The organism is Planotetraspora silvatica (assembly GCF_016863315.1).
Classification (GTDB): Bacteria; Actinomycetota; Actinomycetes; order Streptosporangiales; family Streptosporangiaceae; genus Planotetraspora; species Planotetraspora silvatica.
This window is the reverse complement of the sequence record NZ_BOOQ01000068.1, coordinates 1-15,614: the sequence shown is the minus strand read 5'-3', so window position 1 is coordinate 15,614 and position 15,614 is coordinate 1. Positions and strand designations below refer to the sequence as shown.

Genomic DNA, 15,614 nt, shown 5'->3' with positions numbered 1-15,614 from the left:
TCAGGCCTGCGTCGGATCCTCGGGCTTGGGGGCGGGCGGGTCGGCCGGGGCCGTGGGCGCGGCCTCAGTCGCGGTGGCGGGCCTGGGAGCGGCGGGGGCCGCGTCAGAGGCCGGAGCCGGAGCGGAGGTGGGAGCCGGAGCCGGGGCCGGCGCGTCGGGCCGGCCGTACGGGTGCTGCTCGTAACCCGTGGACTGGTGCTGCTGGTAACCCGTGGGCTGGTGCTGCTGCTGCGGTGCCGGGCGGTTCCAGCTCGCCTGCGACCAGCCGGCCTGGGCCTTGTCCCACCCGGACTTGGCGTCCTGCCAGACGCGTCCGTCCTTGTTCTTGTTGATGAGGTCCTGGGCGATGGAGCCCTCCCTGCCCTCCTCGGGAACCAGGATCCACGCCACCGCGTAGACGCCGATTCCGAGGCCGCCGAAGAAGGTGGCGACGGCGAGGACCACGCGGAGGATGTTGGGGTCGACGCCGATGTACTCGCCGACTCCGGAGCACACCCCCGCGATGACCTTTCCATTCCTGGTGCGACGGAGTTGTTTGACCGAACCGTTGGTGTTCATCTCGTTCATGTCATCAGATTGCCCTTTGCACAGACTTCCGCACATCGGGATTCCCCCTGGCCCAACCCCGACGATGCCCGGATACTCTGGCGTTCATGGACGACCTCCTCAATCTCGACGACCAATTGGCGCCCGAGCAGCGAATGGTCAGGGACGCCGCCAGGGAATTCGTCTCCGACCAGGTCCTCCCGTATGTGGGGGGCTGGTTCGAGGAGGGCGTCTTCCCCGCACGCGATCTCGCCCCCGCCCTAGGGGGGCTCGGCATGCTGGGGATGCACCTGGAGGGCTACGGCTGTGCCGGGCTCGACTCCATCTCCTACGGCCTGGCCTGCCGGGAGCTGGAGGCAGGCGACTCGGGGCTGCGGTCGTTCGTCTCCGTGCAGGGCTCGCTCGCCATGTTCCCGATCTGGAAGTACGGATCGGAGGAGCAGAAGCAGGAGTGGCTTCCGGCGATGGCGGCCGGTGAGGCCATCGGGTGCTTCGGCCTGACCGAGCCCGACCACGGCTCCGACCCGGCCGGCATGCGGACCAACGCCAAGCAGGATCCCTCAGGGGACTGGATCCTCAACGGCTCCAAGATGTGGATCACCAACGGCTCGATCGCCGACGTCGCCGTGGTGTGGGCGCAGACCGACTCGGGCATCCGGGGCTTCGTCGTCCCGACCTCGACGCCGGGGTTCTCCGCCCAGGAGATCCACCGGAAGCTGTCGCTCCGCGCGTCGGTCACCGCCTCGCTCTACTTCGACGACGTACGGCTTCCGGCGTCGGCCGTCCTGCCCGGCGTCACCGGCCTGAAGGGGCCGCTTTCGTGCCTCTCCGAGGCCCGGTTCGGGATCGTCTGGGGAGTCGTCGGCGCGGCGCGGGCGTGCCTGGAGGCCGCGGTGGACTACGCGACGACCCGGGTGCAGTTCGGCAAGCCGATCGGGGCGTTCCAGCTCACCCAGGAGAAGCTGGCCTGGATGGCCGTCTCCCTGGGCCAGGCCGGGCTCACCGCCTTCCATCTCGGACGGCTGAAAGAAGAAGGGCGGCTCAGGCCCCAGCAGATCAGCTTCGGGAAGCTCGCCAACGTCAGAGCGGCGCTGGACATCGCCCGCCAGGCCCGCTCGGTGCTCGGAGCGAACGGCGTGACACTGGAGTATCCGGTGATCCGGCACATGAACAACCTGGAGTCGGTGCTCACCTACGAAGGCACTCAGGAGATCCACACGCTGGTGCTCGGCGAGGCGCTGACCGGCCTGCCCGCCTATAGGTGACCGTGGTTCGGTGTCATGTTCGGCGATGACGGGCTATCGTGATCGCCCAGTAAAGCGCGTCGCAGAAGTCGCGGTACCCTCGGTACCCTGCTTCTAGCGAGGGGTGCTAGCTCAATGGCAGAGCTGCGGACTTTTAATCCGTAGGTTCAGGGTTCGAGTCCCTGGCGCCCCACCTGCAAAACAATCCACTTACGTTGATCGTTTGGGGTTGTTGACGGCAACGGTTGACGGCAACGTCCTTTAGGCGAGCCCGCCCAATGCCTCTTCGAGCCTGTTCAGGGCCTTCGCCTGATGCTCAGGCATGACGTGGGCATAGGTGTTCATGGTCAGCACGATTGTGCTGTGCCCGAGGATTTCCATGATCGTTCGAGTGTCCACTCCTTGAGCGAGGAGAATCGTCGCGCAGGTATGCCGTAGATCATGGAGCCTGACGCGCCGGATGCCCGCCGCATCGCATACCGCCCGGAAATGCCGATAGAGGTTTTCCGGCTCGATCGCTGTTCCGATATGGGTCGTGAAGACCAGGCCGTGAGGGTCGTGCCAGGCCGACCCCGCCGCCAGACGCTCCGCAGCCTGCTCGGCCTTGCGCTCTTTCAGCACCTTCACCAGGTTGTCCGGGAGCCGGATCGTCCGGCGCGACCGCTGCGTCTTCAGGGGGACGAGCTTCAGCCCTTCGCCCTTCTGCCGCTGGAGTGCCTGCCTCACCCGCAGCACGCCGTTGTTCAGGTCGACGTCATCCCAGCGGAGCCCGAGGGCCTCCCCTCGTCGAAGCCCGACGCCCAGGGCGACCGCGTACACGGCGTAGAACCGGCCCTTACGCGCCTGCCGTAGGAACTGCCTCGCCTCGTCGAGGGTCAGAGCCTGGATCTCCGGGCGCTCGACGGTGCCAAGTTGCACGTTCTTGGCGACGTTGCGAAGGACCAGATCTTCCCGTACCGCCTGGGCGAGAGCGGACCGGACCAGGGCGTGAAGATATTGCACGGTCCGCGGGGACGGGACCTTCCTGCAGCACTTCTCGACCGCACAGCACCTCTGCTGTTTGGTCGGATCCTTGTGCTGCTTCGGTCGCTTGGCGTCGTGGCCCTGTAGGCAGCACTGACATGTCTTGGCGACCTTGACGAGCCATGTCCGGATGTCCTGAGCCGTGAGCTTCTTGAGCTGCTTCTTGCCGAGCCCGGGGATCAGGTACAACCTCACGTACGTCTCGTAGCTCCGGTACGTAGAAGGCCGGACCTTCGGCCGGGCGATCTGTTCGAGCCAGTACGTCAGGTAGTCGCCGAAGCCGAGCTTGGTCGTCTCGACCGGTATGCCCTTGCGCGCGTTGGCCAGCGCTTCGGTGAGTTTGGCGTTGGCCTCCTCCCAAGTCTTGCCGTAGACGCGAAACCGAGTGCGCGTCCCATCCAGGGCTTCCAGGAAGGCCGCGCCTTCCCATCGGCCGTCCTTACGCTGGTAGACGCTGCCGGCGCCGTTCGGTTGCTTCGTTCGCTTGGCCATCAAGAAGCCTCCTTCATGAGTCGGGCGACGAGTTCATCTATGGCGGACCGAGGAATCCGGCGACGGTTGGCGACAAGGAACGAGGCCAGGTCACCGGAACGGAGAAGGTCGTAGACAGTGGATCTGCCGATCTTGAGAAGCTGTGCGGCCTCCTCGACCGTGAGGAAGTCATCCGCCATGGGAGTCCTCCCGTTCGGCGGCGATGTTGCGAGCGATCTCGACCCGGCGCCGAACGTCGGCCGCCATGATCGCCTCACCGGGTGTGTAGCCCGTCCCGGCGAACCGCCAGTGCCCGAGCACGAGTGTGGTCGCGTCTCCCAAGGGAGGCAGCCCATGCCGTGCGCGCCTCGCCGGCCCGGTAGTCCACGCGAACCCGCCTTAGGTCGCCCAGCGTGGTGGAGTAGCGGCGCGACTTGGTCGAGAAGTGGCCGCGAAAACCGAGCATGTGCGCCCACGGCCGGAGCCGCAGTTCCGCCAGCTCTGGCCAGCCCCCGAGCTCCCAGCAGGTACGGATCATCCGTCGTGCGTGTTCGGTCACGGGTAGCGCGTCCAGATGCAGGCCCGGTTTCAGTCCCGTCCCGTGGCAGCGCCCGCAGACCATGAACCGTTCTCGTCCGCACCCCTTACACACCGGGCACGACAACCGGTGATCCACCGTTCCCGAGGCTTCCGCGCCCTTCGTCGCGTACTTCGCGATGTAGGAGGCGACCGCCCGTTCGCTCAGACCGGCAGCCGCGGTTTCGTCCATTACGATCGGGCGGATGTCGAGCTGGTCACCCCACAGCAGCTCCCGCCAGCCGAGTCGGCTGCGTGGCGTGCGGACCTTCACCCGTCGGATGGCTGGGCCGATCGCCCGGACCAGCAACTCGTGGTCCGCCCATTCCGGAGGCGCATCCGCGCCGCCCCCTGGGCCGTCGAGCCGGATCACGGCGTGGAAGTGCACCAACCCTCGCCGCTGGTATTCGGCAACCTTCGCGAACGAAACCCGCGCCAGCTCACCGAACGCGGCCCGGCTCATCCCTGAGAGCCTGGCCAGTTCCCGCCGCACCTCTGCCGTGAACCGATGCCACAACGCGCCCGCGTGCGCCTGCCACAGCACCGCACCCGGGTAGTCGTAACACTCAGCGCAGAGCGGCTGACCTAAGCGTTCGTCCGCGACTTCGTGCCGCATGTGGCACCCGGCCGGGAGTCCGTGCTGGCACACCCGATCCCGCGCCCGAGGGCGGCACGTCCGCACCCGTCCGTCCTTCTCCCGCCGTGTATGCACCGACCCGAACGAGGGAGCCGTCAGCGTCACGAACACCCGAGGATGCCTGCTCACCGACTCCGGTACGCCCTTCCCGCCCGACAGGCCCGCCCGGATCAGTTGGAACGTGTCCGCCTGATAGATCGCTGAGCAGGCTTGGCAGACCGACGCCCGCCGATTCCCGCACGCCACCAGCACGAACCCGGTCGGCTCGTCCGCCGTCCGGTACTCATGCAGGACCTCACCCGTCCGACCGTCAACCACTGCCGTTTCGCCGGACAGATGCACCGGATTCGCGCACCCACCCGTCGCGGCGACCATCGACCGCCACCGGTCGTATCCCGGATCGTTGACCACCCGCGCGAGATCGACCAGCCATGCCGGATGCCCGTCACCATCTCGGTTCAGGCGGCCCGCGGCCGACTCCCCGCTCCGTTGCCTATCTCGTCCCTCGTGTGATCCCTCCCGTGCCTCGTCGTACCTCGATTCGTTGATCAAACCGCATCACCTCCTCGCTAGTAACTCCTGTACTACAAGTTTGCATGACGTTGTGGTGCCATGTCAACATGTAGTACAAGTAGAACGAACAAGAAGGTGAGGAGGGTTCCCGTGAATGACAGGACCTACGACGTGCCCGACCAGGACACAGCCGAGGACGACCAGCCCCGCGACACCGACATCCCTCTCTGGCAAGTCATCGCCTCAGCGCTGCGGACCGACATCCTCGAAGCCCGCTACACCCCCGGTACGCCGCTACCCAGCGAAACCGCCCTGGCCAGTCGATACAGCGTCTCCCGCCCCACCGTCCGCGACGCCGTCAAAGCCCTATCAGCCGAAGGACTCGTCAGCGTTGTACGCGGACGTGGGACTTTCGTGCGGCCTGTGCCCGATCGTTACGTGATCCTGCTGGGCATCTGGCCCCGCGAAGACCTCGCCACTCGGGGCTTCGACGACACTGCCCGCGCATGGGGATGGATTCGTATCCCGCTACCCCGCGAAGAGGACGACGAAGGCCAGCCCGTCTACGGGCGAAGCCACCTCACAGCCGCCGACCGCGATACCGCGACCCTTCTTGGCATCCGTACCGGAAGCAATGTCCTGCGGCGCCACAGCCTGTGGATGCACGCCAACCGCGCCGTCATCGACGTCACAAGCTCCACCATCGCTGAGATCATCCCTGACTGGAACACCAAGGCGAGCCTCTATCACTCTCACGCCAGTGCGTTCTACGACGCGATCACCGAGGGACGAGGCCCGATCACCTGGCAAACGCTCGTCACGGCCCGCATGCCCTACGCCGACGAACGCGAACGACTCGGCCTCGACATCGGCCAACCCATCCTGCTCATTCGCCGACTCATTCTCGACAAAGACGGCCGCCCGCTCGAAGTGACCGAGATCAAGGCCTCAGCCGATCAATTCGAAACCGCCTACGCCCGCGAAAGCCTCACTATCGACGCTGACGAACCCATCGACCAGCCCGGCGCCGACAGGCCAGGAACACCCGACAAACACGCGGACGGTCGGGTCCTGCTCGCCCTGTAACCGCGCCGGAGGAGCAGCGAGCTTCCGGCCGGTCGTGAGTCGCCAGCCGAATCGGTCCTATTCGTGATCATGGTGAGGAGAAGACATATCCGTTGGTGAGCGCCGATCGCGATACGCCCCGAAACAAGATCCGGAATGGCGCTTTCGCCGGTTATGATCCCTCTCGTCCATGAGAGGTGGTGCTCAACCAATTGCTGAGCAGGACTACACAAACGGCAAGGTCATTCGGCCTCGTCCTCTTGGTGGCGTTCGGGCTGTTCGGGCCGGTCGGGTGTGCGCGTTCGAACGGTTGGTCGCCAGGCAGTGTTCCCTCCACCACTCCCACCGCAGTTCCCGCCGTTCCTCAGACATCCGAGACCACGGACGAACTCCACATCACGTTTCCTCCATTCGAGCCGGCCGTCCCGTGGCCTCGCGACCCGTACCCGAAGGGAAGTGACGGCGCACGCATACGCCAGGCGCTACTGCCCGGGTTCAACGGCGCGAAGGTTCAGGGTCCGCCTGCCACCGTCGTGAAGCTGAGCAATCGCCGAGCCGACGAACTCTGGGCCTCGCAACTCGGTTACGTGAAATTCGCTGACCCCACGTGCCGGAGATGGACGCAGGGCCTGTGGGCCGAGGCCGTAGGTTCAGCCGACCGTGATCCCGACGGGATCCTTGGAGTGGCACTCATGGTCGACATGTCCAACGGGCTCTTCGGCAAGCCGATGATGAGCGAGGCCATCGTGTCGACGGCTCTCGACGGAGCCGACGCACCGCCCCCGCCGCAATGCAGGACCACACGCGTCGGCGACGGCCAGAACTTGTGGAATGTTCGCATCGAGGACGTCAGCCTGACTCGCAAGGTGGGTGAATCCCCCTGGGCCTACCGCATCGTGGACCAGTCGGGAGACCAGCCAGATTTGTGGACGTCGGTCTTCCGGTTGCGCGGTCACATCGTCGAAGTGAAGATGACCTTCCAGCCGAAGACCGATGACCTGGCGGTGCAGCAGGCTCTCCTGGAGGACCTCGCGGCCGCGGCCTACACGAGGGCGAAGGCCGTTCTGCGGTGACCCCGATGTCGAATGACTCGTGGTCCAAAGTTTCTTTACTCGTTCAAGCCGCCTTCGGCGGAGCATCGGTGCGGGGAGGAGAGGAAGCGGTGAAGTCGGAGGGGCAGGCTCGACGATCCGATGGAAGGCGGTCCGCAAGGAGGACGGGCACGCCGGAGATGGATCGGTGGAGGAGGCGCTTGGTGAGCTGCTTCCGGTGGCACCGCGGAGGGGTCGAGCGAGGGGAAGCACAGCGCTGACCAGCTTGTCATCATGGCCCGCACTCACGAGATGGGCACGGACACAAGGTCTACCTGTTGGTCGCGCGCCCGCCCACCGGCGGGCTGCGGCTCTTCGGCCGGTCCCGCCGGCGGCGGCGCGCACCACGCCGACAAGCGGCGTGAGCATCAGATGGCGGCATTGCGGCTGGTGCCAGATGGGATCTCTCTTCCAAATGGTGAACGGTCATGGCCATGAGCAGGCATGAGCCGAAGAACCCGGAAACCAGAGGACGGCACGGGCGAAGCGAGAGAAAGAAGTGAAGGAGGCGGTGAGGGGGGAAGACCATTGGGGCGCTGCCCCAAACCCCGGCCAACTTCGGAGATGAGGGGACCTGTGCAAAGGGTGCAGGTGGTGGGGCGGGGTTCATCTCCCCGCCGGCCCCGCAAGGGATGCCAGACCAACCACCCAGGGTCAAGCCGTCCTGTGCACGTAGGACAACCAGTGGGCGTGGAAGGTCACCGGGAACATGGAACACGCGAAGGACGGCCTGACCCCGGGCGCCCGGCCCCGCATGGCTATGCCCGCCGACAAGGAGATGAACCTCAGCCCGAACAGCTTGCGCAGGGGAAAGACGTTCGGCTCAGGAGATGAAGCTGCCGTCCGGGACCTCTCGTCGCTGCGTGGCTGTCAACCATGCCGATTTGACGGATTTGGTCTCCTTTAATAATGGGTCATCCTGTTCAATCTGCTGGGGCTCTTTGGGATGACGGCGGTTGAGCCGCTCTTCTACTGCGACTATCTCTCCGTCCTCGTACATGGTCCGCGCGCCGGATATGGACATATTTGCGGCTTCTGCCAGGCGCTTGAGGCGATAGGGCTCGGGTTTAACGAAGTTGCGCGCGTATGCGGTAACCAGTCGCATCTTCTCCTCAATTTCACGCTTTCTGTCACCCGACGGGGACGGCGTCCTGCTCCCGAAGCTGTCCCAAACCCCCAAAAAGTAGCTGTGAGCTAGATCACGGTTGAGGTTGACCTCGGGTCAGGGTGCAAGCTCGTCGCAGCGGCACGACGCCGACCGGACATAACAGATTTGAAGGAGTACACCACCATGTCCATCACCCTTTCCGACCAGGACAAGAGCACCCTGCGGACCGCCGCGTACGGCGCCGTGTCGCTGATGGCCGCCGCGGACGCCACCGGCAAGCCCCACAAGACCGCCATGAACGGTTCCGTCACCCTGGCGTCGGCGACCGGCCCGATCGGGCACGTGCTCGCCGCGAAGTCGAAGGACATCGACCTGAAGAGCAAGTCCGCCGCCGAACTCGCCGACCAGGTGCTTCCGGCCCTGACCGCGGCCATGCGCCTGCTGGAGAAGCAGGATCCGGCAGAAGCCGACAACTTCCGCAGCATCGTCCTCATCGCCATCGACGCAGCCGCCCAGCTCCGCCAGGGGGCACCCAACCCCGCCCTGGCCGAGATGGCCCGCAAAATCACCGCCGCCCTCGACGCCGCCGGGATGGCCACTGCGGACAGCGGGGCTGCGCCGGCGGCTGCTGCCGGGAAAGATCGCCCGGAGCTGCAGAAGGCGATCGAGGAGATCGTCGATTCCGGTTTGGTCGGGGTGACGCTGCGCGTGCACGATGAGCGGGGCGAGTGGGCCGGCAGCGCCGGGGTGGCCGAGCTGGGCGGGACCGCCAAGCCGCCGATCAACGGACACGTCCGGATCGGCAGCAACACCAAGACCTTCACCGCGACCGTGGTGCTGCAACTGGTGGCCGAGGGCAAGATCGGGCTGGACACCCCGGCGGCGGACTACCTGCCCGAGTTCGGCTTGGACCGGCGGATCACGGTGCGGATGCTGTTGCAGCACACCAGCGGGGTGTTCAACTTCAGCGGCGAGGTCTACGACGACGGGACGATCGCGCCGGGCATCCCCATCCCCTACAGCACCACCGGCAAAGAGTGGATGGACAACCGGTTCAAGACCTACCGGCCGCAGGAGCTGGTGGAGCTGGCGTTGTCCAAGCCGCCGCGGTTCGAGCCGGGGACGGGCTGGAGCTATTCCAACACCAACTACGTGCTGGCCCGGCTGCTGATCGAGAAGGTCACCGGCCGCTCGGTCGCCGAGGAGATGCAGCGGCTGATCCTGGGGCCACTCGGGCTGTCGGGCACTATGGTGCCCGACGGTCCGGAGATCCCCGGCCCGCACGCCCACGCCTACTACCGCTACGAGGACGGCGGGGAGCAGAAGACGATCGACATCACCCGCCAGAACCCCTCCTGGATCTCCAGCGGCGGTGACATGATCTCGACCACCCAGGACCTCCACACGTTCATCTCCGCGCTGCTGGGCGGCAAGCTCCTGCCGGCCCCGCTGCTGGCCGAGATGTGCACCCCGCACCCGACGGGCATCCCGAACATGGACTACGGCCTGGGAGTGTTCGTGCTGACCACGGACGGCGGCGGCACCGTCATCTCCCACAACGGAGCCGCCGTGGGCCACGCGGCGCTGATGTACAGCACACCCGACGGCAGCAAGACCCTGACCGCCGCGCTGAACTGCGTGGACGACGCCGACTTGTCCATCGCACCAGCATTCCAGAACGCCCAGCAAAGGCTCCTCAACGAGGTGTTCGGCGGTGGGCAGGCCGATCCGGCTCAACCGACGGACTGAACACCTGTGACCCGCACGCCTCAAGGGGCGACCCCTTCCGGCCGTGCATCAGGGAGAACGCGAACAGGGGCCACCCCGCGCTCAACGGGCTCGGCGTGGCCCGTCCATATGCTCGGCTGTGGTGTGCGTAGTCGCCGAGCTCGAGCACAAGGCAGGATTTTGCAGATGAACGGAGTCACGATCGGGCAGGCGGCGGCATTCGTCGGCGTCACGGTGAAGACGGTGCGGCATTACCACAAGCTTGGCCTGATCGAGGAGCCGGAGCGCGACAGCTCCGGTTACCGGCGGTACGGATCGGCCGATCTGTTGCGGCTGGTGCGGGTCCGGACGCTGGCCGGCGCCGGGGTGCCGCTGGCCGAGATCGGACCCCTGATCGACGCCGATGCCACGCTGTTCGCCGCCGCGCTCGCCGACGTCGAGCGGCAGCTCACCGAACGGATCGAGGAGTTGATCGCGCGGCGTGACACGCTGCACCGGCTTGCCGATGGTAACCGGGCTCTGCTGCCCGACCGCGCTGTGGCGCTGCTGGAGCGGATGCTCGGCCTCGGATTCCCCGCGGACGAGGTGGCGGCCACCAGGGAGGGCTGGGTGCTGGCCAAGGCCCTGGTCCCAGAAGGCCTCGACGACTACCTCACCCATTTCGAGCACTCCCTCGAAGACACCCGGCTCCTCGCCTTCACCAAGCGCGCAGCCGAAGCCGCGGCCTGGGAACCGGACGACCCCCGCATCGCCGAGCTCGCCACCGCCGTGGCCGACCACTACCTCGCCAACCCCGCACTGCTGAAGACCGTCACCGGCCTGCAAGCCCGCACCGAGGCCGCGACCCGCTACACGCTGATCGCCCACCACGGCGAAGAGCAGACGCCGGCCGCGGCGCGGCTGGCCGCGCTTTTCGAGACCAAGCTCCGCGCCGCCGGCGTCCATATCCCCAGACCAGACTCCCACTGACCGCGCCGTTCTCCGGTCCTTCGTGTAGCGGCTGGGGTGGAAGACGGCTAAGGCAAAGTCGCGCCGGGCGAACGATGTACAGCCGCAAAGTACAGCAACGAGACCGCACAACACCTCACACTGACATCCGCCACCACACGCCGGAGCAGGCCGAGGAGCTTTCCACGTGGTGACTGGCTCCCTTTTGCAAGCAGGAAGTCTGCGAACCGAAGGCATGGACGGGACCAAGCCGGAGGGCGATCAGGTGTAGTCGGCGAAGGCCAAGTGAGCTCCGCACTTGCGGCACCTGAACAAGTAGGCACTTGGATTGCCGTCCTTGTCCAGAGCTGCGAGAAACCCTTCCACTTGGCCGGTGGGCCATCCTTCCGATGCCTCCTGACGCAACATCTCCATTGCATCCGGGAAGGCAGCAAGCTCCTGGGCCCCTACCGTTCCGAGGAAGGCGGCTCCGTCACCGCAGTGAAAGAGCCAGCGATCACCCTGCCAACTGGAAAAGCCTGGAGTGCGCCGGCTGAGGATCTCGATCGTCTCGCTCGGAACGATGCTTGGAACGTCGTACAGGTCTGCGAATTCCGCGTCATAGCGGGCAGCGAAGCTCCCATCGGCGATGCACCAGGGGCATGGCCGGCCGCCGAGGGGCTCCATGCAGTAGATGGGGCCTGTATAGGTGTAGCCACGTGCTTCCCCACAAGCTACGCATGCGCTGCCGGATGCCGTCACCGATCCCGTCGCTAGCGGATCGGGGTGGTAGTCGAATGTGGGCAGCATGGCGGCAGCATACGCGTGGGCACGTGCCACAGGCGTGCCAGATATGGCGGTCTACAACGGGCGGTCACGGGGACTCACGGACAACGTCATACGCACCCTGACCGGCACATCGGCAGGTCACATGAGGATGGACCGAAGTCTTCCAAACTGGTCGTATGCGCCCGATACGGTTCGTCGCATGGCGGAATCCAAGGAGATCATCAACGCTGTCTTCGAGTCGTGGGCGGACAACCTCGACGGCACTATCGAGACACTGACATCTCAGATCATGAGTGGCCAATACGGGGTGCTGCCCGACTCGAGGAACCTTCTGGAAACCGAGAGACGGCTGAGTTTCCTCATCCGTCGCGAGCTGACGTCGATGATGTTCGGCTATTGCGTCACCATCGACGGCGGCAGCGACAGCGCCGATACGGGCATGGTCTACCTGATAGACGAGAACGGCACCGACCACACAAGGCTAGGGCTGCACAGCGCCTTCCTGGCTTACCTCGACAACACAGGGCGGTCCACGGTCTGAACGAGGAAGAGACCAGAGATTGCAGGGCATGCTCGGGGCACGTCCAGGACCAGCGCAAAGTCAGCGAACCTGCTATCGGATTCGACCCGCTAGAAGCTGGCACCAAACTAGACGTGCCTCACTCTGCCTCCAGCCGCCTGCATAGGTGTGCTGAAGCGGCTCAGACTGGATCACCTTGTGAATCTGGTAAATGCCACCGCAGGAGACGAGTTCATAGAACACGGCCTCACATGCACAGGTGTACTCGACCACTCGGTAAGACCCGCGGGGTTGAGCCACCCAGGCCAAGGTGTCCCGATTCGGCAGCGCACGGCCCAGATGCGCTGACACTTCTGGACAGTCCCACTCCACAGGGTCGTCCATCAACTCTTGTACGAGAGCCCGTAACTCCTTGTCGATCGTGCTACTCGGCTTCCTCGGCACCGCAGGGCTCCTGTTAGCCATCTCCGGCCAGTTCCTCTTGGCAACGAAGCCCCTGGGCTAGCTGAGAAGCGTCGTCGCCGTCGATGGTTTGGCACAGGCCCCGGCCATGCTCTTCATCAGTCAGGTGCCGGCCGTTGCGTGTCGCCCAGAGACGGCCTGCCGAACTGTGCCAGATGCGCCAGCCGGGGAATTCCGCCCGGAGGGCTGCGACAGTCAGGACAGAGACGTCCATGGCACTCTCTCTGCCCGTCCCACTCTCGTTCCGTGTGTCCATGAGCTGCATCGTAGGCAAAGAAAGCTATGGCGCGCTATAGCGCACTGTCCATCGCCACAGCGCGCAGTGTCTTCCTACTGTGGCTTGCGTGGTGGAGTTGAAGGCCAATCAGCCCAGGTGGCGGCAGGTATACGAGATCATCAAGACTCGTATCGCCTCTGGCGAATACAAGCCTGGAGAGCGAATCCCCTCCCTGGTTGACCTGATCGAGGAGTTTGGCATCGCGAACGCCACTGGCCAGAAGGTGATGCGGGCGCTGAGGGCAGATGGACTCATCAACACAGAGCCCGGCATGGGGAGCTTCGTCACCACACCGGAAGAACGCGATCAGCCGCAATAATCACGCGCGTGCCCCAGCCGATTGACGGCAACCGTTGACGGCAACGTCCCCAGACTCAGCTGGAGAGGGCCGGACTCCCCCGAACCCGCGACCGCAGCTCAGAGGCAGTTTGCCCAAGCTGTCGATCAGCTTTTAATCCGTAGGTTCAGGGTTCGAGTCCCTGGCGCCCCACCCCAATGAACTGGGCAGACTCCCAAATAATGATCGTTTGGAAGCCTGCCCAGTTGCATTTCTGGTTGCAATTGTTCAGTTGTCCCACAGTGCGCGGCCCATCCGCGTCACCGCGTCACCGCGTCACCGCGTCACCGCGTCACCGCGTCACCGCGTCACCGCGTCACCGCGTCACCGGCCAGATTCTCCGTGACGTGGGTGTAGCGCTTCGTTGTGGGGAGCTGGGAGTGATCCAAGATCACTTGAACGACTCTCATGTCAACGCCCTGTTCCAGGAGAAGCGTCGCGGCCGTATGCCGGGCGTCATGCACGCGGGCGTCCTTCTCGACCTCGGCCAACTGGAGAAACTCTTTCCACTCCTCCCAGTCATCGCGCGCCTCGATCGGGCCTCCGCCCGGCCGGCACCACACCAAATCCCAGTCCTGCCACTTCTCCCCCACGGTCGCGCGTTCCGCCTCTTGGACCTCACGGTGCAGCTTGAGCAGAGGGATCAAGGGCGGAGGGAGCGGGATCATCAGCTTGCTCTTGCCCTTGGGCGATCCACTCAATGCGCACACCTACTCATGTCGACATGAGTAGCTCGCCCCTATACGTGCATGGCTATGGAGCAGACACTTCGATCATGAAATCCGAAGGCCCAGGCAAGCAAGGCAGCACAGGATTGATCCGGCTGACGATCTTCTGGCTGATCGGGACGCCGGTCCTCGCATACTTCGCCGTTGTTCAGCTCATGAACGGCATCGATGGGACTGACTCGCCGAACCCGAAATTGGCGTTACTACTGGTCGTCGCCACCGCAGCTGCCGCCATAGGCCTGCCTCTGATCGGCTTCTTCGTCGCGTTGGCGACGAGAAGGAAGGTGGCCGCCGCTCTATTCGCCGCGGCCTTGGTGGCCCTTCTACTCGCCGCAAGACAGGCAGGATTACTACCGATCGGGCAGGTCTTTTCGTCTTCTACGTCCAACGAGCCGGAAGTGTGTAGGGGACCGCCTGGCGCCAGTGAGGGCGTGCCGGGGTGTTAGCCGATCGGGTTGGGGGCTTCTCCCGTTGTGTTAACGCTCCTGGTCCAGGGCCAAGTCTTCCCACGCCAGCGCCCGGAAGGCTGGCAGAGCGTCCTCTCCGACTGGCAGGGTGATGTCTGCCTGGTACCACGCCACGACGAGCACGGATTCGTACAACACCGAGTCGTTGTCCTCGTTCACTGGAGACGCGCTGAACACGCCAACGCAATTCACGGCCGGCAACAGCTCCATCGGCCCGAACGCGCCAGGCTCCTGGTCAGGGTAGGTGCGCGGGGGGTCGATGAGGTGGACCGGCAGAGACGGGTACGTCTTCCGGGCCTTCTCGACGAGGCCGGACACCATTCGGTCGTTGATCCGGGCGAAGGGATAACCTTCCAGCCATCCGTCATAGGTGGAGGAGAGCCTGATGGTGGACAGGCTGAGGTCCCATCCCGAGGCGAGCTGAACGTACGCAAGGGCCATGGACTGCGGCTCCTTATGAGGAGACACCACCGGCAGCACTCTGCCCGAAGCGGTGCCATACGGGGGCATTTGTCGTCGCCATCGAACCACTGCACGTAGGGCGGCGGCGACGCAATAAGTCCCAGTAGCCAGCGACATCAGTCGATGGGGTAGACGTCTTCCAGTTCGTGACGGTCGCCGGGCAGCCCCACGGCAAGTACGGCGAGCAGGTGTCCCCCCGGATCGCGCACGGCCGCGTACACCTCCAAGACGGGCGTGCTCTTGGGCATACCGAGCTTCTTGACCCCATCGGTGGTTGGCATCCGGGCCGTGATCTGCTTGATCAGCTGATCAAAACGGACGCCCTTACGCGCCTGGATGTGATCGCGGAGAAGGGACCCGGAGGGTACTCTCCGCCTTCAATACGCCGCTGAAGTGTCTGCACAAGCTGCGCATACTTCGGAGGCACGGACTCTAGCGACATCACGACCGTCCAGCAGTCGACAGGTTGTTTACCAAGTTCGAGCCCAGCCCGGCTCAACTGTTCTGTCACGCCCTCCGCCCAAGCGCCCAGGTCAGGCACAGAACGGGGAAGGGAACCGGCAGGGCCACGGAAGGGGAAACGGGGGTGTGGCGGTTCGTGGCCCTGCCGGGGGCGGGAGGCGTGACGAGACAGGATTGATGG

General features: G+C 65.1%; 17 protein-coding genes and 1 tRNA gene. 9 read left to right on the top strand and 9 right to left on the bottom strand.

Annotated features, from left to right (window positions below; translation table 11 throughout):
- Entirely contained in the window at positions 1 to 567 is a 567-nt protein-coding gene (locus Psi02_RS38505; RefSeq protein ID WP_239095520.1) for a PspC domain-containing protein, read from the bottom strand.
- An 86-nt stretch (positions 568 to 653) separates the two neighbouring features.
- Here Psi02_RS38505 and Psi02_RS38500 point away from each other — a divergent pair, with 86 nt between their 5' ends.
- Together Psi02_RS38500 and Psi02_RS38495 are read left to right on the top strand one after the other, a co-directional pair.
- Entirely contained in the window at positions 654 to 1,811 is a 1,158-nt protein-coding gene (locus Psi02_RS38500; RefSeq protein ID WP_203980862.1) for an acyl-CoA dehydrogenase family protein, read from the top strand.
- 100 nt (positions 1,812 to 1,911) lie between these two features.
- A tRNA-Lys gene (locus Psi02_RS38495) sits at positions 1,912 to 1,983 on the top strand.
- Between the two features lie 68 nt (positions 1,984 to 2,051).
- On the opposite strand, the gene Psi02_RS38490 is transcribed toward Psi02_RS38495, so the two are convergent.
- The 3 genes from Psi02_RS38490 to Psi02_RS38480 form a co-directional block, all read right to left on the bottom strand.
- Positions 2,052 to 3,305: a tyrosine-type recombinase/integrase gene (locus tag Psi02_RS38490; RefSeq protein WP_203980861.1), complete on the bottom strand. Its 1,254-nt coding sequence runs from the start codon at positions 3,303 to 3,305 to the stop codon at positions 2,052 to 2,054.
- Positions 3,305 to 3,484, bottom strand: coding sequence for a helix-turn-helix domain-containing protein (locus Psi02_RS38485; RefSeq protein ID WP_203980860.1), 180 nt, complete (start codon positions 3,482 to 3,484; stop codon positions 3,305 to 3,307). Before Psi02_RS38485 ends, Psi02_RS38490 begins: the two co-directional genes overlap by 1 nt.
- A gap of 74 nt (positions 3,485 to 3,558) precedes the next feature.
- Complete coding sequence (locus tag Psi02_RS38480) at positions 3,559 to 4,872, bottom strand: replication initiator (RefSeq protein ID WP_239095519.1); 1,314 nt, start codon at positions 4,870 to 4,872, stop codon at positions 3,559 to 3,561.
- A gap of 288 nt (positions 4,873 to 5,160) precedes the next feature.
- Between Psi02_RS38480 and Psi02_RS38475 the strand changes: the two genes are divergently transcribed.
- Together Psi02_RS38475 and Psi02_RS38470 are read left to right on the top strand one after the other, a co-directional pair.
- On the top strand, positions 5,161 to 6,096 hold the full coding sequence (locus tag Psi02_RS38475; protein WP_203980859.1) for a GntR family transcriptional regulator: 936 nt from the start codon (positions 5,161 to 5,163) through the stop codon (positions 6,094 to 6,096).
- A gap of 671 nt (positions 6,097 to 6,767) precedes the next feature.
- Positions 6,768 to 7,148, top strand: coding sequence for a hypothetical protein (locus Psi02_RS38470; RefSeq protein ID WP_203980858.1), 381 nt, complete (start codon positions 6,768 to 6,770; stop codon positions 7,146 to 7,148).
- 841 nt (positions 7,149 to 7,989) lie between these two features.
- Here Psi02_RS38470 and Psi02_RS38465 read toward each other — a convergent pair.
- The gene (locus Psi02_RS38465) at positions 7,990 to 8,271 is read right to left on the bottom strand and encodes a hypothetical protein (protein WP_203980857.1); all 282 of its coding nucleotides are present in this window, start codon (positions 8,269 to 8,271) and stop codon (positions 7,990 to 7,992) included.
- Between the two features lie 186 nt (positions 8,272 to 8,457).
- Between Psi02_RS38465 and Psi02_RS38460 the strand changes: the two genes are divergently transcribed.
- Positions 8,458 to 10,023, top strand: coding sequence for a serine hydrolase domain-containing protein (locus Psi02_RS38460; protein ID WP_239095518.1), 1,566 nt, complete (start codon positions 8,458 to 8,460; stop codon positions 10,021 to 10,023).
- Positions 10,024 to 10,188: 165 nt separating this feature from the next.
- Positions 10,189 to 10,971 carry a MerR family transcriptional regulator gene (locus Psi02_RS38455; RefSeq protein ID WP_203980856.1) on the top strand — a complete coding sequence of 261 codons (783 nt, stop codon included), beginning with the start codon at positions 10,189 to 10,191 and terminating at the stop codon, positions 10,969 to 10,971.
- A 240-nt stretch (positions 10,972 to 11,211) separates the two neighbouring features.
- On the opposite strand, the gene Psi02_RS38450 is transcribed toward Psi02_RS38455, so the two are convergent.
- The gene (locus Psi02_RS38450; protein WP_203980855.1) at positions 11,212 to 11,739 is read right to left on the bottom strand and encodes a CbrC family protein; all 528 of its coding nucleotides are present in this window, start codon (positions 11,737 to 11,739) and stop codon (positions 11,212 to 11,214) included.
- A gap of 178 nt (positions 11,740 to 11,917) precedes the next feature.
- On the opposite strand from Psi02_RS38450, the gene Psi02_RS38445 reads away from it, so the two are divergent.
- Positions 11,918 to 12,259, top strand: coding sequence for a hypothetical protein (locus tag Psi02_RS38445; RefSeq protein ID WP_203980854.1), 342 nt, complete (start codon positions 11,918 to 11,920; stop codon positions 12,257 to 12,259).
- Between the two features lie 785 nt (positions 12,260 to 13,044).
- Positions 13,045 to 13,296, top strand: a complete 252-nt coding sequence (locus tag Psi02_RS38440) for a GntR family transcriptional regulator (RefSeq protein WP_239095517.1) — start codon at positions 13,045 to 13,047, stop codon at positions 13,294 to 13,296.
- A gap of 326 nt (positions 13,297 to 13,622) precedes the next feature.
- On the opposite strand, the gene Psi02_RS38435 is transcribed toward Psi02_RS38440, so the two are convergent.
- Complete coding sequence (locus tag Psi02_RS38435; RefSeq protein ID WP_239095516.1) at positions 13,623 to 14,015, bottom strand: tyrosine-type recombinase/integrase; 393 nt, start codon at positions 14,013 to 14,015, stop codon at positions 13,623 to 13,625.
- 74 nt (positions 14,016 to 14,089) lie between these two features.
- Here Psi02_RS38435 and Psi02_RS38430 point away from each other — a divergent pair, with 74 nt between their 5' ends.
- Entirely contained in the window at positions 14,090 to 14,488 is a 399-nt protein-coding gene (locus Psi02_RS38430) for a hypothetical protein (RefSeq protein ID WP_203980853.1), read from the top strand.
- A 30-nt stretch (positions 14,489 to 14,518) separates the two neighbouring features.
- Here the strand turns inward: Psi02_RS38430 and Psi02_RS38425 are convergent, their stop codons facing one another.
- Together Psi02_RS38425 and Psi02_RS38420 are read right to left on the bottom strand one after the other, a co-directional pair.
- Positions 14,519 to 14,950 carry a hypothetical protein gene (locus Psi02_RS38425; protein ID WP_203955254.1) on the bottom strand — a complete coding sequence of 144 codons (432 nt, stop codon included), beginning with the start codon at positions 14,948 to 14,950 and terminating at the stop codon, positions 14,519 to 14,521.
- A gap of 137 nt (positions 14,951 to 15,087) precedes the next feature.
- Positions 15,088 to 15,252, bottom strand: a complete 165-nt coding sequence (locus Psi02_RS38420) for a hypothetical protein (protein ID WP_203980852.1) — start codon at positions 15,250 to 15,252, stop codon at positions 15,088 to 15,090.
- Positions 15,253 to 15,614: the final 362 nt, after the last annotated feature.